The organism is Nonomuraea mesophila, from assembly GCF_004352805.1.
Classification (GTDB): Bacteria; Actinomycetota; Actinomycetes; order Streptosporangiales; family Streptosporangiaceae; genus Nonomuraea; species Nonomuraea longispora.
Window position 1 is genome coordinate 1 of the sequence record NZ_SMLD01000043.1, and the last position, 23030, is coordinate 23030.

The window sequence follows — 23030 nt, forward strand, 5'->3', positions numbered from 1 at the left end:
CGGTGAGCGCTCACAACCTGCTGTGGCTGGGCGTGATCATGAATGAGGGGCCGGACTGGGCGCTGGAGGCCAAGGTGCTGCGCGCTCTCGACGGCGGCCCGGTGCCCGCGGACATGCCGGGCCCTCCTGGCAACGGACCCGCCAGCGGTGAGCACGCCGAGTTCCCCACTGCGATCCTGTGTGAGGATTACAACCTCAAGCTGAGCAGCTACAAGGCGTATGCCGGGGTGATGCGCGCCGCCAACGCGGTGGCTCCGGACATGCGGTACAACCCGATGCCGATGGGTGACATGCCGCGGTGCCAGGGTCATCCGGTCAACAACCCGCAGCACCGGCTGCGGTACAAGGGGAGCGCTCCGCTGCTGGTCGGCGCCTCCAGGCATGATCCGTCCACGCCGTACGCGTGGTCGGCGAACGTGGCCCGCCAGCTCGGTCCCAAGGCCAGGCTGCTGAGCTACGAGGGCTGGGGCCACGGCATCTACGGCATGAGCGACTGCACCACGGCGGTGATGGACAAGTACCTGATCTCCCTGACCGTGCCCGCCAAGGGCACCCGCTGCCCGGGGGAAGAGCCCTAGCCGATCACGGTCCCGCTGGAGTTCGCGTTGACCGTTCGCCGGCGGGAGAACGCCCCGAGATCGATGGTGAGACCGGTGTGCTCACCGCGGTACTGCACCGGGTGACTGTCGTGGTCGTGCCCGTTCTCCACGGCATCGACGATCGCCGCCATGAAACGCCCGGCCACGGGTGCGTTCTTGAACTGGTTGCCGCTGGTGCCGATCGCGACGTAGAAGCCGTCGAGCGAGGTGCGGTCGTAAAGGGGAGTCCAGTCCGTCGAGACGTCGTACACACCGGCGACGCCGCTGGGCCGCGCCGGCACACTGAGGTGGGGAAAGCGCCGTGCGGCGCGTGTCACCTGTGCGTCGAAAAGCGCCGGGGTCGGGCGGAGGTTCGCCTCGTCCGGATCGTCCAGCCACTGCATCGGGTCGCATTCCGGCTCGGTGCCACCGACATAGAGCCCGTTGCCGGGTGCGCCGCGCAGATATGTGCCCAGGTCCAGGTCCGCGATCACTGGTCCGGGCCGGTCGCCGTGGTTGAACTTGGGGGGTGCGGTCACGAAGTGCACCTCTTGACGCATCGGACGGGTCGTGATGGTGAAGTCGTCACCGACGCCTGCCATCTGGTTGAAGGCCGACGACCACGGTCCCGCCGCATTGACCACGATGGGCGCGTCCACCTGTTCGCCGTTGGCCAGGCCGACGCCGGCGACCCGGCCGCCGGTTCGTCGTACGGCAGTGACCTGACTGCCGTACACGAACCGCGCACCCGCATGGCCGGCGGCGTCAGCGAGGTTGACCGCAGCCAGCGTCGGATCGTCCACCCAGCCAGCGTCCGGGGTCCACAGGGCGCCGAGTTGTTCCGTGGGATCTGCCCAGAACGCGTCGTCGTCGAGCCTCTTGGGTGGCCAGAACCGGCTCGCGTCGAGTCCCGGGATCCGCTCTGCCAGCAGGGACGCATCCCATGTCTCGTAAGGGATGCCGGCCCGGTCGAACAGCGGCACCACCCTCTCCTTCGGCGCCACGTCGACATCGAGGAACACCATGCCTGTCCGCCAGAACCGGGCCATTCCCGCCTGGTCCACGAACCCGAGGTGGTCCGGCCAGCTCTCCCAGCAGTGCCGGGCCTCCCACGCCGCGGCGACGCCAGGAAAGGTCGAGTAATTGAACCGGATGACCGCGCTCGATGCGCTCGTCGAGCCCTGCCCCGGCCCTCCGAGACGATCGACGACGACGACCCGGAAGCCGGCGCGCGTAAGTTCGAGAGCCGTCGACGAGCCGATCACGCCGGCGCCGACGACGACGACGTCCGCGGTGATAGTCACCATGCCATCCTTGCCCGATGCGGCGCCCGGCCGTCACCGTCACCTGTCGAAGAAGGGAGCCCATGGCCGGGGCACCGGATCGGCGCGCCGTACCCAGCCGTCACCGCAGTGGCTGCCCGGCCAGTTTGGCGACGTGGTCGGGAATGGCCGTCGCGGTGCGGAGCTTGGGGTCGGACAACGGCTCGCCCCAGGTCTGTGTGAGGGGCAGCACCCCGGCCCAGATAGGACGGTCGTAATCGCCGACCTCGCCGTTCGGCGGACCTTGCCGTACCTTCACCGAGGCCTCGTCCAGGGGAAGGGCGATGACCAGCGTTGCGGCCAGCTGCTTGCGGGTGGGGGCGTCCAGCGTCGCGCCGCGTCCCGGCACGAGCTGGTCGGCCGCGGCGCGCAGCCCCGCCACCTGCTCGCGCTGGTCGGTGACGAGCCGTCCCCGGCCGTAGATCATCACGGAGCGGAAGTTGACGGAGTGGTGGAACAACGAGTTCGCCAGGACGAGCTCGTCGACGTCCGTCACCGACACGCAGAGCTCAGCGCCGTCCCTCGCGGCGGTGAGCACCTGGTTGGCGACGGATCCGTGCAGGTAGAGGGTGTCGTCGATCCGACCGTAGACCATCGGTATCACCCGCGGCCCTCCCTCCACGACTGCGCCGACGAAGCACATCAGACCGTCGTCCAGGATCGCCTTGAGGTCGGCGCGGTCTGTCCGACCGCGCTCGGGAAACCGGCGCAACCGTGTACGGCTAGTTGCGGACAATGGGCGCGCTGCCTCATCCATAACAACCTCACACACTAGGTTTTGTATGTAGCATTGCACATGACTGAGCACCGGGAAAGAGGGTGTTCTCCTCTTCAAGAAGTACGCAGCGGACCGCGAGGCCGAGGCCCCGCCACCATCACGTCATCCCGGCGGCAGGACGATGCGGCCTCACCGATCGATGCGTGGAGGGGGGCTCGTCAGGAACCGGCGGCCTTCTCGGCGGGCCAGGCACGTCGGGAGCGCAGGATGTGATGCTCGACGAGTTCCTCAGTGCGCGGGCGGTCGCGGTCTCTGATCGCTTTCATGATCTCGAGATGCTCGTGGGCCGAGCCGGCCAGGCCACCGCTGGCGGCTAGCTTGCTCACGTCGAAGATCCGGGTCTGGTTCCTGAGCTTCTCCACGATGCTCACAAGTCGAGGGTTGCCGGACAGAGCGAGCAGGCCGAGATGGAACTCCTGGTCGTTCTCCAAGTAGGTCTCGTAGTCGCCACTGGTGGCCAAGTCCGGCAACCGGGCGGCCAGATCAAGCAGTCGAGGAAGGTCGTCGTCGTTGCGCGACTCGGCGATCTCGCCGCTCGTCGGCACCTCGAGGAGCACTCGAAGCCTGAGAATATGGTCGAGATCCTGAGGGGTGAGGTCGACGACGCGATAGCCGCGGCTGCGGACTGCGACGACCAGGCCCTCGCTCACGAGATCCAACATGGCTTCCCGCACCGGTGTCGCGGACACACCCAGCTGACCGGAGAGAGCGGAGACCGAATACAGCACCCCCGGTGCGATCTTGCCGGTGAAGATCGCCCTTCGAATCGCGCGCGCCGCCTGTTCGCGGAAGCTCGTCGACGAGATATTGCCGAGTTCGTTGGCCAACGTCAATCCCGCTCTATGTGTGCCTTATATGTTGTACAGCATACTTCACATAGTGGTACTGCCCGGTTGGGCACCAGGCGGCTTGCGAGAGCAGTGACGGTAACGCCACACCTGGATGCCGCCGAGCAGCCATACCGGATAGTGCAGGCACATCGCCCATCGGTAAGTCTCGGCGGACAGCGAGGCCGAGCCGGCGTCGAGGACGATGCCGATGGCGAGGACGACCAGTACGGACGCGCCGAAGCCGCCGAAGTTGACGGTCCCCGTCGCCCGGCCGAGCTGTGACCCGGAGACGCACGTACGGACCACGTCGAAACCGATCATCGACGCCGGGGCGCAGATCCCGACGGCCACAGCAAGCACACCGAGCAGCGCAAGCGGCGCGTCTCCGGGCCAGAGCAGCGCGGCGGTCCACGTCAGGGCGACCCCGGCCAGTACGGCCATGACGATCGCCGGCCTCAGCCGGCCGCGCCGGGCGACATAGGCACCGATCAGTGGCCCGCCCGCGACGACCACGGCGGTCGGGAGACCGACCATGACGGCCGCGGTCTCCCGCGCGACGTGCTCTGACTCGATGAGGTACGGGTAGCCCCAGAGCAGACAGAACACGTTGAAGGGAAACAGGAGCGAGAAATGCGACCAGAATCCCAGCTTCGTGCCCGGGTTGCGCCACGTCACACGTACGTCGCGAATGATCGTGGGCAAGCTGTCGGGAGCGCGTGTCCCTGACCGGCCGGGCGTGTCCCTGACGACCACGAGGGCGAGGACCCCCACGACAGCCCCGAACGATGCGCTGACCAGGAGCGTCGCCGTCCAGCCGAACGCGAGCAGCGACCGGGAGAGTGGTGCCGCGGCGGCGAGCGCGCCGAGTCCGCCGACAGCTGCCGTGGTCGTGACCATCACCATCGAGCGTCTCGGTGGGAACCAGGCGGTGACGAGGCGGAGCACACTGATGAGAATCATGGCGTCACCGGTTCCGACGAGCATTCGTGCGACGAGGGCGCCGACGTACTCACCCGTGACGGCGAACCCCAGGTGAGCGCAGGTCATCACGGTGGCCCCGGCGACGAGCAGGCGCCGGGGGCCGAACCGGTCGACCAGCATGCCGACGGGAATCTGCATCGCCGCATAGACCAGCAACTGGCCTACGACGAGGCCGGCGAGCTGTGTCGCGGTGATGTCGAAACGATCCACGGCGGCGGGGCCGGCCGCGGAGAGCACCGACCGGTAGAAGGCGGCGACCACATAGACGGAGACCGCCGCGATCCACACGGTATAGCGCGCGCGTGCAGGGCGAACGGGCGGCGGAGGCGGCGATCGGTGCCCGGCTGCCGCGCCGGCCTCGTCCCTGGGCGCCGCACGAGGGCCGCACTGATCGCTCAAGGTCGACCCCACTCATCCATATATAATACATTACCTACTACATGTGCTATTTTAAATAGAAGATGCGCCACAGTCATGGAGGTTGAGATGAGCGTTCGTGTGTGCGTCGCCGGCGCCACCGGCTGGACCGGCCGCCCCGTCGCCGCAGCGGTCATCGAAGCTCCTGACCTGGAGCTGACCTCCGCCGTGAGCCGCTCCGCAGCCGGCAGCGACCTCGGCGTGGCATGGGGGCAGGACCCCATCGGCGTCCCCGTGCACGGCCGGCTGGCCGAGGCGCTCGACGACGTCGACGTGGTCGTCGACTACACCTCGCACGAGACGATCCGCGCCCACACCATCCTTGCCATAGAGCACGGCGTGCACGTGGTCGTCGGGTCGTCAGGACTGAGCGCGCACGACCTCGCGGAGATCGACGAGGTCGCGCGCAGGGCCCGCGTCGGGGTGTTCGCCGGAGGCAACTTCTCGCTCGGCGCCACGGTTCTGACCCAGGCCGCGCTGCTGGCCGCACAGTATCTACGGACCTGGGAGATCGTCGACTACGCGTCCCAGCACAAGCCGGATGCGCCGAGCGGAACGGCCAGGGAGCTCGCCGAGCGGCTCGCCGAGCACGGCCCGCCCACGGTCGACCGCCCTGTCGCCGACACCGGAGGCCAGGCCGAGGCACGTGGCGCGACCGTGGCCGGCACCCAGGTTCACTCCCTGCGGTTGCCGAGCTACGAGCTGGCCACCGAGGTGATCTTCGGCGGGGCCGATGAGCGTCTGGTGATCCGGCACGAGAGCGGGCACAGCGCGGAGAAGTTCGTCGCGGGCACGCTGCATGCGATCAGGAGCGTGCCGGGTGTCATCGGCGTCGTTCGCGGTCTGGACCCGGATGCCCTGGCCCAGCAGACGTGACGCCTGGCCGGCCGGCCTCCCGTGACCGGGGGTCGACCGTCCCCGCGTCGCCGGCCTCCCGTGACAGAGGGTCGACCGTCCCCGCGAGCAGCATGACCGGGTCGCCGACGCTGACCGGACCGGGGCGGACGACCTGGGCGTGCACGCCGAACGGCAAGGGCTCCGTCGCCGCCAGGTCGCCTCGGTAGGCTGCCAGGTGACGGAGCGTCTTGAGGTCCATCACCCCCGTGTCCGCGTCGCGGGTCGTCGCGGCGCAACGGCCCACATGCCCGGCGATCCGCAGGACCGCCTCCCCCACTTGAAGATCACGTCCGACCCATCGGTCCTCCTCGTGCGCGTCGAGGCCGGAGAACCCGAACGTCATCCGGAAACGTCGGTGATCGATCGGCTCGGCCAGCCCGGCCACCTCACGCAGCCGCTCCAGCGAGGCCAGTGACAACACGGAGACGACGCCCTGCCTGCGGTCGAACGACACCCACCCAGGTGGCGTGGCCATCAGGCGCAAGGAGACGCCGCAGTGCTCGGACAGCGCCGCCGAGAACTCGCCTTCGACCGGACGTGCGCGCAGTTCGGTGTCGAAGAAGCGCACTCGCGTCGCAGCACCCAGCCGCACCGTATCCGCCACCGAACGGCCGTCGGGGAATCGCAGGGCGAGCCGGCCGGCCACTGGGTCATGATCGGGCACGACCGCCGCAAGGGGTCCGACACGCTTCATGCTGATCATCACGTTCCGGTCGTCGACGACGAAGAACGCCCTGTCGCCGGGCACGCCGTCGGCCGTCAGCCGCACCTCGCTGCGCGGGAGCAGACGGAGGCCCTTGACCGGCGCCACCGAGATCCAGTCGACCGCTATTCGCCGGCCCATACCACCTCCACAATCGTCCCGGACGAGTTCGCCGAGCTCATGTGAGCCAGGTCCCCGTGGGCCGGGGTATGGACTCGATGAGCTTCTTCGTGTACTGGGCGGCCGGGCGTGCCAGCACCTCGTCGACGGGACCTGACTCGACGATGTCGCCGCGGTACAACACGTAGACGCGATCGACGATCTGACGGACCATCGCCAGGTCGTGTGTGATGAAGAGGTAACCGATGCCGCGGTCGCGGTGCAGCCTGGTGAGCAGATTGAGGACCTGCGCCTGTGCTGACAGGTCAAGCGCGGAAAGAGGTTCGTCGAAGACGAGGAGCTTCGGGCGGACCGCCAGCGCACGTGCGATGGCGACTCGCTGCCGCTGGCCGCCGGACAGGATGACCGGTTTGCGTTGTGCCAGCTCCGCGGGCAGGCCGACGGACTCCAGCAGCTCGGCGACCCGGGCCGAGGGGTCGGTCGCCGACGGGTCGTGCAGCCTGACCACCTCCTTCAGGGCCGACCCGATGGTGCGCATGGGATTGAGCGACGAGTAGGGATCCTGAAACACCATCTGCACGGTGTGGCTCAGTCTGCGTCGGTCCCGGGCGTCCAGGCGAGACCCGGCGTTCACGGCGACTCCGTCGACGACGAGCTCGCCGGAGGTGATGCGCTCCAAGCCGACCAGCGATCGGGCGAGGGTCGTCTTGCCGGATCCCGACTCGCCGACCAGCCCGACGCTCTCGCCGTATCCGATCTCGAACGAGACGCCGGCAAGGGCCGGCGCCTGGTCACGGCGGCCGTCGAACACTTTGCGCACGTCACGCCCGCGAACAAGAGGTTCGCCCGATGGCGGCTGGGCCGGCGGGAGCGGCTCGGCGAGCTTCATACGGGAGCGCAGGTGCGCCATCTCACCGTGGATCTCGCGTACGCGGGTGCACGCGGACAGGTGGCTCGGCGCCACCTCGGTCAGTGGCGGCGTGCCGTTCCGGCAGGCCGGCGCCGACCAGGCGCAGCGTGGCTCGAACGCGCACCGGCCGGCGACGTCGTCGGGCACCGGCACCGCGCCCGGTATGCCGGTCAGCTCCGCCACGCGGCGGTCCACCGGTGGTTCGGAGGTCAGCAGGCCGTGGGTGTAGGGATGCATCGGGGTGCTCTCGAGCTCGGCGGCCGCCGCGACCTCGACCAGGTGACCTGCGTAAAGGACGTGGACCCGGTCACACATGGCGAAGGCGACGCGCAGGTCGTGGGTGATCAGGATCAGCCCCATGCCTCGAGCGGCCTGGAGCTTTTTCAGCAGCAGGAGGATGTCTCGCTGCGTCGTGACGTCCAGAGCCGTCGACGGCTCGTCCGCGATGAGCACCTGCGGCTCGGACGCGATCGCGGCGGCGATGGCGACGCGCTGGCGCATGCCGCCGGAGAGCTGGAAGGGATAGCGATCCGCCACGGCTTCGTCCGTGATGCCCACCTCGGCCAGCCGCTCGATCGACTCGGCGCGACGCTGCCGCCTGGATGTGCCCCGGCCGGCGTCGGGCAGCGACTCCTCGATGACGCGACCGCACTTCCTGACGGGATTGAGCATCGTGAACGGGTCCTGCATGACGAAACCCAGCTCAGAGCCGCGGATCCGGCGCCATTGTCGTTCGGTCAGTTCGAGCAGGTTGCGTCCGCCGTAACGGATCTCGCCACCTGACACGAACACGGAAGGCGGGAGCAGCCCGATGGCGGCTCGGGCGGTCATCGACTTCCCGCTGCCCGATTCGCCGACGATGCCCACCGTCTCGCCGGCCGCCAGGGTGAGATCCAGCGAGGACACGATGGTCGTCGCCGTACCGCGTCCGGCTGCCTCGATGCGCAGCCGCCGTATTTCCAGCGCGGGCTCGTCCACGGATTCCACCTCGTTCATCGGCTGAGGCCTCGCTCGGACAGGCGTTGGTACACCCAGTCACCCAGCAGGTTCACGCACGTCGCGGTGAGGATGAGCAGGCATCCTGGCGCCACGACCGAAGCCGGGTTCTCGAACAGGTTCGTACGGTTCTCCGCGATCATGAGGCCCCAGTCAGGTTGGCCGGCATCCGCGCCGAAGCCGAGGAAGGACAGGCCCGACAGTGAGACGAGCGCCATCGCGAACACGAGAAAGGTGTTGGCCACGGTCACCGCGGACACATTCGGCCAGACATGGAAGAGGGTGAGACGCCACCACGGGACACCGAGCGTCCTGGCCGCCTCGACGTACGGGCGGGGCATCTGCTCGAGCGCGGCGCCGCGGATGACGCGCGCGTCGAACGGGATGAGCAGAACTCCGAGCACGGCGACGGCCACCCAGTAGCCCCCGCCGAGCGCTCCGATCACGACCACCGCGACGAGCAGGCCGGGAAGCGCGAGCATCAGGTCGACCCAGCGCATGACGACGCTGTCGACCCACCCCCCACGGCATCCGGCGATCAGGCCGAGGGCGTTGCCGAAGGTCATCGACACCAGCGTGACGATCAGTGGTCCGAGGAGGGCGGCCCGCGCGCCGACGATGACCCGCGACAGGATGTCGCGCCCAAGCGCGTCCGTCCCGAGCCAGTGGCTCTCGCTGGGCGGGCTGAGACCGATGGTGAGATTCGCGCCCATCGCATCGTACGGCGCCATGGACGGCACGAGGGCGAGCGCACATATGGCCGCGAGGAACGCGAAGCAGAGGCCGGCCGTCACATCCGACCGGTTGGCGGTGCCAGGCCGGCGGGGTGCCGCCCTCTCGCTGACTTCGGTCATGCCGCCCGCCTTCCAAGCCGCACCCGCGGGTCCACGGCTATGGAGAAGAGATCGGCGACCAGGTTCGCGCCGATGACGATGACGGCGACCAGCATCACCACTCCCTGGACCATCGGCACGTCCTTGGCGGCGACGGCCTGCACGAGCAGGCTCCCGATCCCCTGCAGCGAGAACGCGACCTCGACGAGGACGGCGCCGACGACGAACTGAATGAAGGTGAGCGCGCTGATCGTCGTGATGGGGATCAGCGCGTTGCGCCCCACGTAGCGGCAGAGCACGGTCATGATCGACAGCCCACGTGCGCGCGCGAACACGACGTGATCCTGGTCGAGCACCCCGAGCATCGCGGCGCGGGTGTGCTTGACCAGGAAGGCGGTGCTGGAGGTGGCGAGTGCGAGCGCCGGCAGCGTGAGGTGCCACAACGTGTCGAGGACATCGGTGCCCTGGCCGAAGGCGGGGAACACCGGCACGAGAATGGCGAAGGCGTACAGCAGCAGGAGCGCGGTCGCGAACGCCGGAGCACTGAGCCCGACGAGCGTCGACGCCACGACGGCGCGGTCGAGGATGCTGTTCCTTCGCAACGCGGCGAACAGGCCGAGCAGAACGCCGGCCACGGTCGTCAGGACGAAGGCGTAAGCGCCGAGGAAGAGAGAGACGCGCAGCCGTGCGCCCAGTTCATCGGTCACGGGCAGCGCCGTCTGGATGGACTGGCCGAAGTCGAGCGTGACGGCGTCCTTCACCCAGATCCAGTACTGCGTCAGGAGCGGCTCGTCGAGGTGGTGCTCGGCCCTGAGGCGCTGCAGTTGCTCGGGCGAGATCGATCCCTTGCCGCCGGCGAGGATCTGCTCGGCGCTTCCCGGCGAGAGGTACACCAGCGAGAACACCGCAAGAGAGATGACGGCCAGCAGCAGGCATGCCGCCACGAGACGCTTGAGCAGAAGGAAGGCCGTGCTCCGCAGGCTCATCGTCGCTACGCCTTCGCCTTGATCGACAGCGCCCATGGCTGGACCGAGTACATCTCGTCGAACCCTGGCCAGACGAACTGCTCGGAAAGGGCGACGTACCCTTCGAGCGAGTAGAGCGGCACGTAGGGCACGTCCTCCGACACCCGGTGCAGCAGGTCGCGGTAGATGGACAGGCGCTTCGCCGGGGTGTCGGTACGCAGGCCCGCCCGGACCAAGCGGTCGACCTCCGGCTTCGTGTAGTCGGCGACGTTGGTGCCGCCCTCGGTGGCGGCGGCCGAGTCCAGCAGGATGCCGGGATAGAAGCTCGGGTCGGGCACCGTGCCGCATCCGATCGGCATCGTGAAGACGGGGATGTCCGCACGAGGTCCGTAGAGCTGCTTGAGCCACTGACTGTTCGGCACCCTCTTGACGGCGATCCTGATTCCGATCTTGGCGAGGCTCGCTGCGAGCGCCTGGTTCGCGATGCTGGTCTCGGCCACGTTGGACGACGCGTTGATGGTCGCGCTGAAACCGCCGGGGTACGCCGAGCGGGCGAGCTCCGCGCGCGCCTTGTCCAGGTCGTACTCGTAGGTGGGGAGCGACTCGTAGAGCTTGTCCGCTTCCGCGGCGGGCACGGCGCCGTCCCACATGGGCCGGGGAATGAGCTGTGAGGTGGGAGTGACGTCGTCGCCGAGGGCTTTCACGATGCCTTCCCTGTCGACTGCGTGCGCGACCGCCCGCCGGACGTGGATGTCGCTCCACGGCTCCAGCTTCGTGTTCATGCTCATGACCATGGACGAACAGGTCGGCCCGCTGCTGACCAGCTTCGCCCCCGACACCGACTCGTACGAGCGCGCGTCGGCGGGGAACGCGACGTCGATCTCGCCGGCGCGGTACGCGAAGGCGGCGCTCGTGTCGTCGGCGAGGAACTCGATCTTGATCTGGTCGAATGCCGGTCGGCCGTTCCAGTAGTTGTCGTTGCGGACCAGCTCGACGCCACGGGTAGTGGCGAGGTCCGCGAACTTCCAGGGGCCTGTGCCCATGACCAGCACACCGGGCTTCCCGTGGGAGTCCCCGTGTTTCTCGGCGAACGCCTTCTGGAACACGGGAGCCAACGTCGGCGTGTATTTCCAGCTGGCGTCGGGGTGTTTCAGCGTCACGCGCACGGTGTCGCCATCGTCGGCGGTGATGTCCTGCACGCTCGCGAAGAACGACGCCAGCTGCGACTTCGCCCGGCGCGCGTGGTTCATCGAGAACGCGACGTCGTCCGCGGTGAGTGGGGAGCCGTCCCAGAACGTGATCCCTGGCCGCAGTGTGTAGAGGTAGGTCGTCGCATCGGGATGCTCCACCGCTTTCGCGAGGTGTGGTTCGAGTTTGCCGTCGGGGGCGACCCGCATGAGGCGCTCCACGCCGAGCGACGTCACGGTGAAGCCCACCGAGCTCGTGCCCGCGGTGTCGTCGAGGGTGCTCACCGTTCCGGTGAGTCCCACGGTCAACACGTTGGTGTCTGCTTGGGATGCGCTGTTCGTGCAGCTCACTAAGCATGCTGACGTCAGCGCCAGGCATGCCGTGATCATCCTGAGGCTCATGCTGCTCTCGACCTCTCTCCTTGCGCTCGGCGCGACAGAGACATGACTGGAGGACGTGGGGGGTGCCGACGGGCGGCGGCCGCGGTCGGGTAGATGCAGGGCCACGCTGCGCACCGTTGACCCGAGAGGCTGAGCCTCGGGGGTGCGTCGCGGGGTAGTAATATCTTACATTGAAGGTGTTACATATGGTATGACCGAGATTAGCGTGGAGTCAACCAGCTCGCCGGCGAGGCGTTCGCCGACCGGCAAGGAAGAGGTGTGCACCTTGGTCAAGAAGGCACAGGCCCGGCTCGTCGACGTCGCACCGGAGCTCCACGAGTTCCTTCTGCACGGAACGCTTCCCCCGCCGCGGTTCCCCGCGTCCGCCATCACGTGCGAGACGGTCCAGGTCCCGATGCGGGACGGGGTGCGACTCGCGACCGACATCTACCTTCCGCCGGTCCACCGAGCGCCGGTCCTGGTCAGCCGCGGCCCGATCCCCCGAGATGTCGAGGCGTTCGGCGTGACAGCGGCGTTGACGGCATTCGCGCGGCGCGGCTACGCCGTGGTGTCACAGGACTGCCGAGGAACCGGCGAGAGCGAGCCCGCCGACTGGGACTACCTGGTGCACGAGCGGGAAGACGGCCCGGACCTCATTGACTGGATCTGCGAGCAGGAGTGGTACGGCGGGTTCATCGCGTCGTGCGGCGGGTCCTACACCGGTCTCACGCAGTGGTGCATGTCGGCGAACCCGGCGATGTCGGCGATCGCGCCGGCGGTCAGCGGGCTCGGGATCGCCGTCAACACCGTGCATCTGTACATGTTCGTCAACTCTTATGCGCGGGTTGTCGGCAACGGCGCCGACAAGGCGCCCGTCTCCCTCTTCGACATGGAGCGGGTGTTCGAGCAGGAGACACTGGCAGGCGGCTACTTCAACGAGCCGTTGCAACTGCCGCTGCCGGAGTGGCTGGTGCAGGAGTACCCCATGGTCACAGGGATGCATCCGGCCGAGGCACGACAGTGGTTGTGGGAGCAGTACTGCGATCTTCGTAGCGCGCGACGCGCTGAGTTCGTTCGTCGAGCGAAGGGCGTCGACCACGTGACGATGACGGACATGGAGGCCATGTCCGACATCTTCGGCCACCGCATCTCTCACGCCAGGCACATCATGCCGCACGCCGACCCCGCGGAGATGTGCCGGCTCGTCACCGCTCCGCCGCTGATGCTCACCGGGTGGTACGACTGGGGCGTCAACGACGCCCTCGCCACGTTCCGGATGCTGCGCCGCGAAGGACGTCCCGAGGTCGCTGACGGCGCGCGCATCATCATCACCCCGAGAGCGCACAACCGGCCTGGATACCGGCTGGGCACCGACGAGCATCCCGAGCTGGTGCGTCCGTCGAACATGCTGGACCAGGTCGGCTTCCTCGACCACTGGTTCACCTCCGTACGCAACGGCACGACGGAGTCCTGGCCGAGGGTGACCTACTACCTGATGGGCGCCAACGAGTGGCGGACGGCATCCGACTGGCCGGTGCCCGAGGCGACGGAACGTGCCCTCTATCTCGGCAGTGAAGGGGTGCTCTCGACGAGCCCGCCGGCTGCGGACGCTGAGCCGGACGTCTACGCCTACGATCCCGAGGATCCGACGCCTACCGTCGCCGGGAGCTTCGTCTCCTTCCACTACACCCCGGGCAGCGGAGACGTGAGCGAGGTCCAGCGACGCGGTGACGTGCTGGTGTACACGACACCGCCGCTCGATGAGGTTCTCGACGTCGTCGGCCCGCTCGTCATGGTCCTCTACGCCGGATCCAGCGCGGTGGACACCGACGTCAACGTCCGCCTCAGCGACGTCTGGCCGGACGGCCGCGCGTTCCACGTCCAGAGCGGGATGCTCCGCGCCCGCCACCGCACCGGCGACGGCGCACCCGAGCTGCTAGAGCCCGGGAAGATCTATCGACTCGAGGTGGACATGTGGGCGACGGCGATGAGGTTCAGGACCGGGCACAGGCTACGCGTCGACATCTCCTCCGCCGACTTCCCCCGCTTCGACAGGAACACCAACCTGGGCGGCGAACCCGGCGCCCCGGTCGTCGCCACCCAGACGATCTACCGTGACCGAGACCATCCGTCCCACCTTGTCGTCCCTGTCGTCGGCACTTCGGCGACGGAGGAATGAGCCGCAGATGGACACCGCGCGCCTGCACGCCGACGCCCAGGTCGTCGACGCGCACAACGACCTGATCCTCCTCGTGGACCACATGGACAAGCGGGGAAAGACCGACCATTTCGCTGAGTTCTGGCTACCCGAGTTGCGGGCCGGCGGAGTCGACGTCCAGGTGCTGCCCATCTGGATCGACGAGGACCACCAGTCCGAAGGAGCCCTGCGCCGTACGTTGCTCCTCGCCGAGCGGATCCACGAGCTGGCCGTCCAGTACCCGGATGACGTGGCGATCTGTTCGACGGCGGCGGACATCGACGCGGCGAACCAGAGCGGAAGGATCGCGCTCGTCATGGCGATCGAGGGGGCACATGGCATCGGCCAGGACCCGAAGCTGATCAGGACCCTGTTCAGGGCCGGCGTGCGCGTCGCGTCGATAGCGCACTACGGCCGCACCTTCCTCGCCGACGGCAGCGGCCTGGACGACACGGCCCGGGGCGGCCTCACCCCGCAGGGCATCGAGGTGTTCACCGAGATGGAGCGCCTCGGCATGGTCTTCGACCTCAGCCATCTCGGCGTCACCGGTGTGGAGGACGTGCTGAACCTTGCCAGCCGGCCGCTTCTCGCCACCCACTCGACCTGCCTCGTCATCACCGACAACCATCGCAGCCTCGGCGACGACCAGATCAGACGGATCGCCGCACTGGGCGGGGTCGTCGGCATCGCGGCCGCGATCCCCTGGTTCGTCGACCCGCACAGCCCTACGGCCGACCGCGTCGTCGACCACATCGAGCACGTCGTGGACATCGCCGGCATCGACCACGTCGGGCTCGGACCCGACATCATCGACGACTACTTCCAGGAGGTGTGGGGCGGCTGGCCGGCGCACGCCGGAGATCCCAGCGGCAACGCCGGGGTCATCGGCCCGTACGAACCCGCGGAGATCAAACGGCCGTCGGACCTCGTGAAGGTCACCGACGCGATGGTACGGAGAGGTTTCGGCGAGCAGGACGTCAAGAAAGTCCTCGGCGACAACGTGATGCGGGTCTTCCACGAGGTCATGGGCGTCCCGTCGCAGCGGGAACGGTCGTCGTCGTGATGGCCGGGACCGACCTGCGGCGCCGGCTCGAGACGCTGCGACGCGGGCACGGCGTGCCCGGCTTCGTCGTCGGTGCTTACCATGCCGGTCGCACGTCGGTCGCCGCCTGCGGCGTCGCGAACCTCGGCACGCGGGCGGAGATGACGCCCGACACCGCGTTCCTCACCGGGTCCGTCACCAAAGTGTGGACGACCGCCCTGGTCATGACATTTGTCGAAGAGGGCAGGATCGATCTCGATCAGCGGATCGTGGACTACGCGCCGGACGTCCAGTTCGGCGCGGACAAGACGGCGGCCGGGGCGATGACCGTCCGGCAACTGCTCAACCATTCCAGCGGTACCGACGCGGGCGACTATCTCGTCGACACCGGCCCGTACCCGGACGGGGTGGACCGTTACGTCGATCTGCTGCGCCACGTCGGAAAACTGCACGAACCAGGCGCCACCGCCTCCTACAACAACGCCGGCTGGTTCGTCGTCGAGGTGATTCTCAAGCGACTGACCGGCAAGAACTTTCTCCAGCTGCTCCAGGAACGGGTGATCGACCGACTCCAGCTCGAACGGACCAGCGCGGACGCCAGGCACGCCGGCATGCGACACACCGCCATCGGCCACTTCCCCGCGGCGCAGGGGCACGTGCCGACCACGCAGTTCCTGTTGCCGGAGACGCTGGCCGCGGCGGGATCGACTCTGATCACGACGGTCGGCGACACGCTCCGTTTCCTGCGCGCGTTCCTCGACCCTCCGGACCTCATGGACCAGTTCCTCGCGCCGGCGTCCGTCGCGGCCATGCGCACTCCGACGGTCGCGGAACCGCCCGGGCCCGAGACCGGCTACTGCCTGGGCTGGCGCTACACCGCACACGAGGGCGGACTGGTGTACTCCCACGGCGGCGGCTCCAACGGAGGCACAGCGTTCGCCGTGCTCTCCCCGCGCGACCACCTGGCGTACATCGCCTTCGCCAACTCGAACGCGTCAGCCGCTCTCCACGCGGATGCGCTCGACCTGTTCCTCCCTCCCGAACGGTCCCCGCTGCGCGTCTCACACCGGAACCACGACGCGGAAGCCCTTGAGCTCAGCCGGTGCGCCGGAACCTACCTGCGTAAGAGCAGACGGCTCACCGTCACGCCGCACGGCGAGAGGCTGCGCGTGAGGGTCGAACCGGTCCTCGAGGACCTCCAAGGAGCCGAGATCTACGAGAAGGGAGCCGCCACGGAGTTCGACGCCGTCCCGGACGGCCCGCGCTCGGCCGTCGCCGACATGGCCGGCCTCTTCGACGGCCGGACCCGCCTGCACTTCTCCCAGGTGGATCGCACCGGTCGCTACCAGCTCGTCTACCTGGATGGCCGCCTCGCGCGCCGGGTAGAGCCAGCAATTTCTGGAATGGATGAGAATGACTGAACACGTGCACCAGGGTGAGCCGCCTCGAGCCGAGACTCCGCCGCAGCTGACCTCCGTCACCCGCCTGCACCTCGGGCTGCGGGTGCCCATGCGCGACGGCGTCGAACTGGCGATGGACCTCCGGCGGCCCGACCTGCCAGGTCCTTTGCCCGTCATCCTGATGCGTACGCCCTACGACAAGGTCGGCGGTCACCGGACAGAGCTGTACGAACGGTTCGCACAGGCGGGCTACATCATCGCGTTCTCCGACTGCCGCGGCCGGTTCAACTCCGACGGGGTGTTCCAGCCGTACGCCGACGAGGCCGACGACGGCTACGACACGGTGGAATGGATCGCCGCGCAGGAGTGGTGCGACGGCAACATCGGGATGATCGGCGGTTCGTACGCTGGTCAGACGCAGTGGTTCGCGGCCTCCCGCCGCCCGCCGCACCTGAAGGCGATCGTGCCGATGTGCTCGCCACCAGGCTCGCCGTGGCGGAACGAGCCGATCCTCGGCGGCTGCTTCATGTTGGGCATGGCCGAGTGGGCCGTCGCCATGGGCGCACGCTCCTGGCAGACAGCCGATCCGGGAAGCACGCTCACGGGGCCGCAGCCGTACTTCGACACCCTGCCGCTGGCCGCTGTGCCCGGCAGCACCGGGGAGAGCCCGCCCTGGTGGCGCGAGATGACCGAACATCCCACCTTCGATGACTATTGGCGCCGGCGTTCGTACGACAACCATGCCGAGATGGACGTCGCGTCCTTGAACGTCACGGGATGGTGGGACCTGAACTTCCCGGGTGCCCCGTCCAACTACCAGGCCATGCGAAACAGCCGGGCGAAGTCCAGGCAGAAGCTGGTCATCGGCCCGTGGCCGCACTGGATCAACACCCACCGGGAGCTCAACGAGGTCGACTTCGGCGACAGCGCGATCATCGAGCTCAACGACTACATCCAGCGCTTCTTCGACCGATGGCTGAAAGGCGTGCCCAACGGGATCGACGAAGAGAAGCCGGTTCACCTCTTCGTCGTCGGCGCGAACGAGTGGTGGGCGGAAGACGACTGGCCGCTGCCTGACGCGGAGGACATGCCGCTCTACCTCCACTCCGGCGGGCAGGCGAACACCCTCGACGGCGACGGCATCCTGACCCTGGAACCCCCGAGCATGGAGGAACCTCCCGACAGTTATCGGTATGACCCGGCCGACTGCGGTGCCCGCCCGTGGAGCCTGCACGACGGTCCGATCGACGACCGTCCCGGCTCGAAGCGCAGCGACTGCCTGTGTTACACGAGCGAGCCGCTGACCGAGCCGCTGGACGTCGTCGGCTGGATCACCTGCCGGCTCTACGCCTCCTCATCAGCCCTCGACACCGACTGGCACCTGCGGCTCACCGATGTGCACCCGGACGGTACCGCGCGTTTCCTGTGCCGCGGTGCGCTGCGCGCCCGGTTCCGTCACTCATTCGAGCATCCCGAGCCCCTCGAGCCCGGCATCCCCACGCTCTTCGAGATCGGCATGGACGCCTGCGGCGTCCGCTTCCTCCCCGGTCACCGCATCCGGGTGGAAATCAGCAGCTCGGGCTTCAGCCGGTACGACCGCAACACCAACTCGGGCGCGAGCAACTTCTTCACCGACGACACCGTCGTCGTCGCGGAGCAGCGCGTGTACCACAGCCCGGATCTGGCCAGCCGCATTCTGCTGCCCGTCGTGCGGCGCCACGCCGGCCAGGCGAACGTCTGATTCCCAAGGAGCGAAGGCGAGCATGACCCCTGCCAACGAGACCACGGCCAAGCGCCCCGTTGTCGCCGACGACCTGCTGAAGCTGCGCTTCCTGATGGGCGCCGACCTCGCGCCCGACGGCCGGACCGTGGTGTACGCGCTCTCCAGGGCCGACGCCGAGTCGAACACCGACCACACCGACCTCTACCTCCTTGACCGCCGGAGCAGGGCGTGCCGACGCCTCACGTACGCGGACACCGTGCACGTCGCGCCGGTGTTCTCCCCGGACGGACGGTGGATCGCCTTCCTCTCCGTCCGTGGCGGGGCCCCGCAGATCTTCGTGATGCCGGCGGACGGCGGCGAGGCGCGACAGCTCACCTCGCTCCCGCGTGGCGTCAGCGGCGGGCCTGCCTGGTCCCCTGACGGCAGGCACATCGCGTTCGCCGCGGGACCGCAGGGCGAGCCGCGTGACCCGGCCAAGCCGTACCGGGTCACACGTGCCGTGTGGCGGGTGGACGGCATCGGCGTTCTCGACGACGCCGGAACCGACATCTGCGTGGTCGAGGTCGCCGGCGGTGAGCCACTGCGGCTCACCGACGACGCGGCGCTGAACTTCGAACCGGTGTGGACGTCCGACGGCACGAGCATCGCCTACCTCGCCTCCCACGACCCCGGCGCCGCCCCGATGACGATGCACCTGCGCATGGTCGGCCTGGACGGCGGCGTCAGCGAACTCGCACACGCCGGCCTGCTCTCCAGCCATGCCGCGTGTCCCGACGGACGGATCGCCTACCTCATCGGCTACGAGCCGGGCCAGCTCCCGGGCACCAAGGCGGAGCTGCGGGTGGCCGATCCGCGCACCGGCGCGCATGACCCGCGCACGACCGGGCTCGACGCCGGTGTCGGCGGCATCTTCCAGCCGGACATGCCGGCCGTGCAGATGGCGCTGGGACGACTGGTCGTGTCCGACGACGGCGCCCACGCCTACACGATGGTGCAGCGTGGCGGGGAGGGGGAGATCGTCAAGGTCGCGTTGTCCGGTCCGGAGTCGTACGAGCCGGTGGTGGCGGGCGAACGCGTCTGCGCGCCCGCGTGCCTGCGCGGCGACACGTTGTTGTTCGCCGGTTTCGGCATGACGGAACCCGGCGACCTGTACACGTTCGACGTCGCGGCTGGACGTGAGGAACGGCTGACCGAGCTCAACACCGCATTGCTGACGGAACGCGATCTGCCGTCCGCCCGGCGGCTGGAATTCGTGAGCGGCGACGGCGCCACCGTGGAGGGATGGTTCCTGCCGCCTGCCGACGGCGGCGACGCGCCGTACCCCACGGTGCTCGGTATCCACGGGGGTCCGCACATCGGCTGGGGTCACATCTTCAACTTCGACTTCCTGATGCTCGCCGGTGCCGGCTTCGGAGTGCTGTTCGTCAACCAGCGCGGCTCGACCGGGTACGGCGACGACTTCGCGACGACGGTCAACAACGACTACGGCAACCTCGACTACACGGACCTGATGAAGGGTGTCGACCACGCCGTCGAGCTGGGACTCGCCGATCCCGACCGGCTCGGAGTGTTCGGCATCTCGTGCGGCGGTTTCCTCACCGGATGGATCATCGGGCACACCGACAGGTTCAAGGCCGCCTGTCCCGAGAACCCCTTCTTCAACTGGTTCAGCATGTACGGCACGAGCGATACCGGCCTCTGGCAAGGGCCGACCATGATGGGCGGCGCACCGCACGAACGTCGCGACGACTACGAACGGTGTTCACCGATCACCTACGCCCACCGCTGCACGACGCCCACCCTGTTCCTGCAACACGAGGCCGACCACCGGTGCCCACCGGAACAGACCGAGCAGTACTACGCCGTCCTCAAGGCGAACGGGGTGCCGGCCGAGATGTTGCGCTTCCCCGGCACCTCCCATCACGGCTCCCTCGTCGGGCCCCCATCCCACCGTCTGGCTCAGAACGAGGCCCTGCTGGATTGGATGATCCGCTACGTCTAGCCCACCGTTGCCCGAACTTACTTGAGCAAAGTAATAGAGGGTTCGTGGCAGAGCGCCTGATTGGTTGGTGCGCCAGGGAGCCTGATCTGAGAGACAGGTCGGCGCGAGCGACTCCATCTGATCAACGACAGGAGCAATGTACCGAAAAGAACGAGCCTGCTCGCCACCACCCTCGTGGCGATGGCGACGTTGTCGACCCCGCCGATAACCGGGGTGGGCAACGCGGCCGTAGCCGGAGAAGGCGTCACGGATGCCGTCGGCAAACGTGGCATCGCGTGGGGTCCGTGTGAGGGGAGCCCACTGTCGAGTGCGGCAAGCTGGCCGTCCCGATCGACTGGTCGAAGCCGGACGAACCGCAGGGCGACGACGGGGCGGCGGCGGGAAAAGCCGTTGCCGCCCGCCGAGCGGCGCTGACAGGATCCGGGCCATGCCCTCCCTGTCCGCGCTTGACGGCGCCACACTCGCCTATCACGTCCACGGTGCCGGCTCGCCGCTGATCTGCCTGCCCGGGGGGCCCATGTTGCCCTCGTCCTGCCTCGGTGAGCTCGGCGGCCTGTCCTCCCGCACGCGCCTCATCATGCTGGACCCGCGGGGCACCGGCGGCTCGGCGACGCCCGCGGACACCTCCGCCTACCGGTGCGACCGCCTCGTCGACGACGTGGAGGCCCTCCGCCTGCACCTCGGGCTCGACCGGATCGACCTGCTCGGCCACTCCGCCGGAGCCAACCTCGCCGTCCAGTACGCGGCCCGGCACCCCGAGCGCACCGGCCGGCTCGTGCTGGTCACGCCCAGCACGCGGGCGGTCGGCATCGAGATCGCCGGCGAGTGGCGGCTGGAGACGGCGCGGCTCCGGGCCGGCGAACCCTGGTTCTCCCGGGCGTACGCGGGGCTGCGGGCGGCCACGGCGGGCACGGCCACGCCGGACGACTGGGAGGCCGTCACGCCGCTGACCTACGGCCGGTGGGACGCCGCCGCCCAGGCCCACCACGCCTCCGACGAGGAGCAGCGCAACGAGGAGGCGGCGGCCGCGTTCGGCGCCGAGGGGGCGTTCGACCCCGCCGCCACCCGTACGGCGCTGGCCGCCTTCGGCGGTCCCGTCCTGCTGCTCGCGGGCGAGGTGGACGTGGCCGCGCCGCTGCCCGCCATGACGGAGTACGCCGCCCTGTTCCGCGACGCCACGCTCACGGTCCAGCCCGGCGCCGGCCACTTCCCGTGGCTCGACGACGCCTCGCGTTTCGTGACCACCGTCGCCACCTTCCTCACCTGACACCCCCACGACCGGCACCGGCCGATCCTCACCTGGCGGCGCCCTTTCCTCCGATGGAGCAGGATGGCGGGGGGTATGCCCTGACTGAGCCACCAACAATGCGACAAGCACGGGTGTAGCCTGCTGATCAAGGGCCTGCCGTCTGGTCGAGGAGTTGCGGATGCCGACTCGTGTCGCCGGGAACCGACGCAGGTCCGCCGTCCGATGGGACGTCTTCGCCCGTGGCCGGACCACCCTGGACGCTCTCGAACGCCTCATCGGCGGGCTCGGAACCGGGGTCCTGGCGCTGGTCTCGCTCATGTTGCTGGCCGCCACCGCGCTCATGTCCCTGGTCGGCGTGGGGCTGCTCATGGCGCCCGCCGCGCTGCGCGCCCTGCGCGCGGTCGCGAACCGGGAGCGCTCCCGCCTGGCCGACCTGGGTCAGGAGTTCGTCACTCCCGAGCCGGTGCCCGCGAAGCTGCGCGCCGCGCTCGCCGACCGTACCGTGCGCAGGGAGCTCGCATGGGTGGCCACGCACGCCTCCTTCGGGCTGTTCCTCGGCATACTCAGCACGACCCTGCCCGTCAAGGCGGTGCAGGACGTCACGTTCTGGGCGTGGTGGCGGCTGGTGCCGCCGGGAGAGGCGTCCGACGCCGGCCTGGGGCTCTGGACCGTGGACGACGGGACGAGCGCCCTCGCCATCGCCCTGGTGGCCCCGGTGTGGATCGCACTCACCATGATCTTCTCTCCGCTGATGGCGTGGTTGCAGGCCTGGCCGGGACGCCGCCTCCTGGCCCTCGACGCCGACCTCAGCGTGCGCGTGGCGCAACTGACCGCCACCCGTTCGGCCGCGCTGGACGCGCACGCCACCGAGCTGCGGCGCATCGAACGCTCGCTGCACGACGGCACGCAGAACCGGCTCGTCGCCGTCAACGTGCTGGTCGGCGCGGCCCGCCGGGCCGTGGCGCGCAATCCCGCCGCCGCCGAGGACATCCTCGACCAGGCCCAGGGCGCGGCCGAGCAGGCGCTCACCGAGTTGCGCGGCGTGGTGCGCAGCATCCTGCCGCCGGTGCTGGCGGAGCGGTCGCTGGCCGAAGCCCTCGACGACCTGGCAGCGACCTTCCCGCTGCCGTGCACGATCGAGGCCGACATCCCCGACAAGTCCGCCCTGTCCGTCGAGGCCACGGCCTACTTCGTGGTGGCCGAGGCGCTCACCAACATCGCCAAGCACAGCGGGGCGCGGCAGGCGTACGTCCGGGTGCGCCACCACGACGACCGGCTGCACGTCGAGGTGACCGACGACGGCAAGGGCGGGGCCGACGAGAACAGCGGGTCGGGGATCGGCGGCATCCGCCGCCGTACCGAAGCGCACGGCGGCACGTTCGCGCTCGACAGTCCATCGGGCGGGCCCACCACCCTCAGGGTCGCCCTGCCCTGCGGGCCCTGAGCCGCGGGCCCTGAGCCGCGGGCCCTGAGCTGTGTCCCCTGAGCTGTGTCCCCTGAGCCGTGCCCCCTGAGCAGT

At 68.9% G+C, this 23030-nt stretch carries 18 protein-coding genes; 9 read left to right on the forward strand and 9 right to left on the reverse strand.

What is annotated here, in order from left to right; all coding sequences use genetic code 11:
* Positions 1-578: alpha/beta hydrolase (locus tag E1295_RS18330; protein WP_132631538.1), on the forward strand; the 578-nt coding region annotated here is incomplete at its 5' end.
* On the opposite strand, the gene E1295_RS18335 is transcribed toward E1295_RS18330, so the two are convergent.
* The 4 genes from E1295_RS18335 to E1295_RS18350 form a co-directional block, all read right to left on the reverse strand.
* Positions 575-1885 (reverse strand): NAD(P)/FAD-dependent oxidoreductase, encoded by a 1311-nt coding sequence (locus tag E1295_RS18335; protein ID WP_132631539.1) that lies wholly within the window; start codon positions 1883-1885, stop codon positions 575-577. The genes E1295_RS18330 and E1295_RS18335 overlap by 4 nt on opposite strands.
* A 97-nt stretch (positions 1886-1982) precedes the next feature.
* A complete protein-coding gene (locus E1295_RS18340) occupies positions 1983-2657 on the reverse strand; it encodes a pyridoxamine 5'-phosphate oxidase family protein (protein WP_132631540.1) in 675 nt (224 codons plus the stop codon).
* A 179-nt stretch (positions 2658-2836) separates the two neighbouring features.
* The gene (locus E1295_RS18345) at positions 2837-3505 is read right to left on the reverse strand and encodes a GntR family transcriptional regulator (RefSeq protein WP_166427284.1); all 669 of its coding nucleotides are present in this window, start codon (positions 3503-3505) and stop codon (positions 2837-2839) included.
* Positions 3506-3550: 45 nt separating this feature from the next.
* Positions 3551-4777 carry an MFS transporter gene (locus E1295_RS18350; RefSeq protein ID WP_166427285.1) on the reverse strand — a complete coding sequence of 409 codons (1227 nt, stop codon included), beginning with the start codon at positions 4775-4777 and terminating at the stop codon, positions 3551-3553.
* A 198-nt stretch (positions 4778-4975) separates the two neighbouring features.
* On the opposite strand from E1295_RS18350, the gene dapB reads away from it, so the two are divergent.
* Positions 4976-5782, forward strand: a complete 807-nt coding sequence (gene dapB / locus E1295_RS18355; protein WP_132631543.1) for a 4-hydroxy-tetrahydrodipicolinate reductase — start codon at positions 4976-4978, stop codon at positions 5780-5782.
* Here the strand turns inward: dapB and E1295_RS18360 are convergent.
* From E1295_RS18360 to E1295_RS18380, 5 genes are read right to left on the reverse strand one after another with little or no spacing between them, the layout of a single operon-like run.
* Positions 5730-6647, reverse strand: coding sequence for an MOSC domain-containing protein (locus E1295_RS18360; RefSeq protein WP_132631544.1), 918 nt, complete (start codon positions 6645-6647; stop codon positions 5730-5732). The genes dapB and E1295_RS18360 overlap by 53 nt on opposite strands.
* 37 nt (positions 6648-6684) lie before the next feature.
* On the reverse strand, positions 6685-8532 hold the full coding sequence (locus tag E1295_RS18365) for a dipeptide ABC transporter ATP-binding protein (protein ID WP_132631545.1): 1848 nt from the start codon (positions 8530-8532) through the stop codon (positions 6685-6687).
* Complete coding sequence (locus E1295_RS18370) at positions 8529-9386, reverse strand: ABC transporter permease (RefSeq protein ID WP_132631546.1); 858 nt, start codon at positions 9384-9386, stop codon at positions 8529-8531. Before E1295_RS18370 ends, E1295_RS18365 begins: the two co-directional genes overlap by 4 nt.
* Entirely contained in the window at positions 9383-10351 is a 969-nt protein-coding gene (locus tag E1295_RS18375) for an ABC transporter permease (RefSeq protein ID WP_220448780.1), read from the reverse strand. Before E1295_RS18375 ends, E1295_RS18370 begins: the two co-directional genes overlap by 4 nt.
* Before the next feature lie 5 nt (positions 10352-10356).
* On the reverse strand, positions 10357-11820 hold the full coding sequence (locus E1295_RS18380; RefSeq protein ID WP_166427286.1) for an ABC transporter substrate-binding protein: 1464 nt from the start codon (positions 11818-11820) through the stop codon (positions 10357-10359).
* Positions 11821-12109: 289 nt separating this feature from the next.
* Between E1295_RS18380 and E1295_RS18385 the strand changes: the two genes are divergently transcribed.
* The 7 genes from E1295_RS18385 to E1295_RS18415 all read left to right on the forward strand — a co-directional run bounded on the left by E1295_RS18385 (position 12110) and on the right by E1295_RS18415 (position 22955).
* Positions 12110-14077: a CocE/NonD family hydrolase gene (locus E1295_RS18385; protein ID WP_132631548.1), complete on the forward strand. Its 1968-nt coding sequence runs from the start codon at positions 12110-12112 to the stop codon at positions 14075-14077.
* A 7-nt stretch (positions 14078-14084) separates the two neighbouring features.
* Positions 14085-15158 carry a dipeptidase gene (locus tag E1295_RS18390; protein ID WP_132631549.1) on the forward strand — a complete coding sequence of 358 codons (1074 nt, stop codon included), beginning with the start codon at positions 14085-14087 and terminating at the stop codon, positions 15156-15158.
* A complete protein-coding gene (locus E1295_RS18395; RefSeq protein WP_246080120.1) occupies positions 15158-16558 on the forward strand; it encodes a serine hydrolase domain-containing protein in 1401 nt (466 codons plus the stop codon). Before E1295_RS18390 ends, E1295_RS18395 begins: the two co-directional genes overlap by 1 nt.
* The gene (locus E1295_RS18400) at positions 16551-18278 is read left to right on the forward strand and encodes a CocE/NonD family hydrolase (RefSeq protein WP_166427287.1); all 1728 of its coding nucleotides are present in this window, start codon (positions 16551-16553) and stop codon (positions 18276-18278) included. The genes E1295_RS18395 and E1295_RS18400 overlap by 8 nt, the downstream gene beginning before the upstream one ends.
* Positions 18279-18300: 22 nt before the next feature.
* On the forward strand, positions 18301-20262 hold the full coding sequence (locus E1295_RS18405; protein ID WP_132631552.1) for a S9 family peptidase: 1962 nt from the start codon (positions 18301-18303) through the stop codon (positions 20260-20262).
* Between the two features lie 427 nt (positions 20263-20689).
* On the forward strand, positions 20690-21529 hold the full coding sequence (locus E1295_RS18410) for an alpha/beta fold hydrolase (protein ID WP_132631553.1): 840 nt from the start codon (positions 20690-20692) through the stop codon (positions 21527-21529).
* Positions 21530-21689: 160 nt separating this feature from the next.
* Complete coding sequence (locus E1295_RS18415; protein ID WP_132631554.1) at positions 21690-22955, forward strand: sensor histidine kinase; 1266 nt, start codon at positions 21690-21692, stop codon at positions 22953-22955.
* Positions 22956-23030: the final 75 nt, after the last annotated feature.

What these genes read in the sequence shown, in the direction of transcription:
- E1295_RS18335 (WP_132631539.1), bottom strand. Translation starts at nt 1,885, where the DNA reads ATGGTGACTATCACCGCGGACGTCGTCGTCGTCGGCGCCGGCGTGATC.
- E1295_RS18340 (WP_132631540.1), bottom strand. Translation starts at nt 2,657, where the DNA reads ATGGATGAGGCAGCGCGCCCATTGTCCGCAACTAGCCGTACACGGTTG.
- dapB (WP_132631543.1), top strand. Translation starts at nt 4,976, where the DNA reads ATGAGCGTTCGTGTGTGCGTCGCCGGCGCCACCGGCTGGACCGGCCGC.
- E1295_RS18360 (WP_132631544.1), bottom strand. Translation starts at nt 6,647, where the DNA reads ATGGGCCGGCGAATAGCGGTCGACTGGATCTCGGTGGCGCCGGTCAAG.
- E1295_RS18365 (WP_132631545.1), bottom strand. Translation starts at nt 8,532, where the DNA reads ATGAACGAGGTGGAATCCGTGGACGAGCCCGCGCTGGAAATACGGCGG.
- E1295_RS18370 (WP_132631546.1), bottom strand. Translation starts at nt 9,386, where the DNA reads ATGACCGAAGTCAGCGAGAGGGCGGCACCCCGCCGGCCTGGCACCGCC.
- E1295_RS18375 (WP_220448780.1), bottom strand. Translation starts at nt 10,351, where the DNA reads ATGAGCCTGCGGAGCACGGCCTTCCTTCTGCTCAAGCGTCTCGTGGCG.
- E1295_RS18385 (WP_132631548.1), top strand. Translation starts at nt 12,110, where the DNA reads ATGACCGAGATTAGCGTGGAGTCAACCAGCTCGCCGGCGAGGCGTTCG.
- E1295_RS18390 (WP_132631549.1), top strand. Translation starts at nt 14,085, where the DNA reads ATGGACACCGCGCGCCTGCACGCCGACGCCCAGGTCGTCGACGCGCAC.
- E1295_RS18395 (WP_246080120.1), top strand. Translation starts at nt 15,158, where the DNA reads ATGGCCGGGACCGACCTGCGGCGCCGGCTCGAGACGCTGCGACGCGGG.
- E1295_RS18400 (WP_166427287.1), top strand. Translation starts at nt 16,551, where the DNA reads ATGACTGAACACGTGCACCAGGGTGAGCCGCCTCGAGCCGAGACTCCG.
- E1295_RS18405 (WP_132631552.1), top strand. Translation starts at nt 18,301, where the DNA reads ATGACCCCTGCCAACGAGACCACGGCCAAGCGCCCCGTTGTCGCCGAC.
- E1295_RS18410 (WP_132631553.1), top strand. Translation starts at nt 20,690, where the DNA reads ATGCCCTCCCTGTCCGCGCTTGACGGCGCCACACTCGCCTATCACGTC.
- E1295_RS18415 (WP_132631554.1), top strand. Translation starts at nt 21,690, where the DNA reads ATGCCGACTCGTGTCGCCGGGAACCGACGCAGGTCCGCCGTCCGATGG.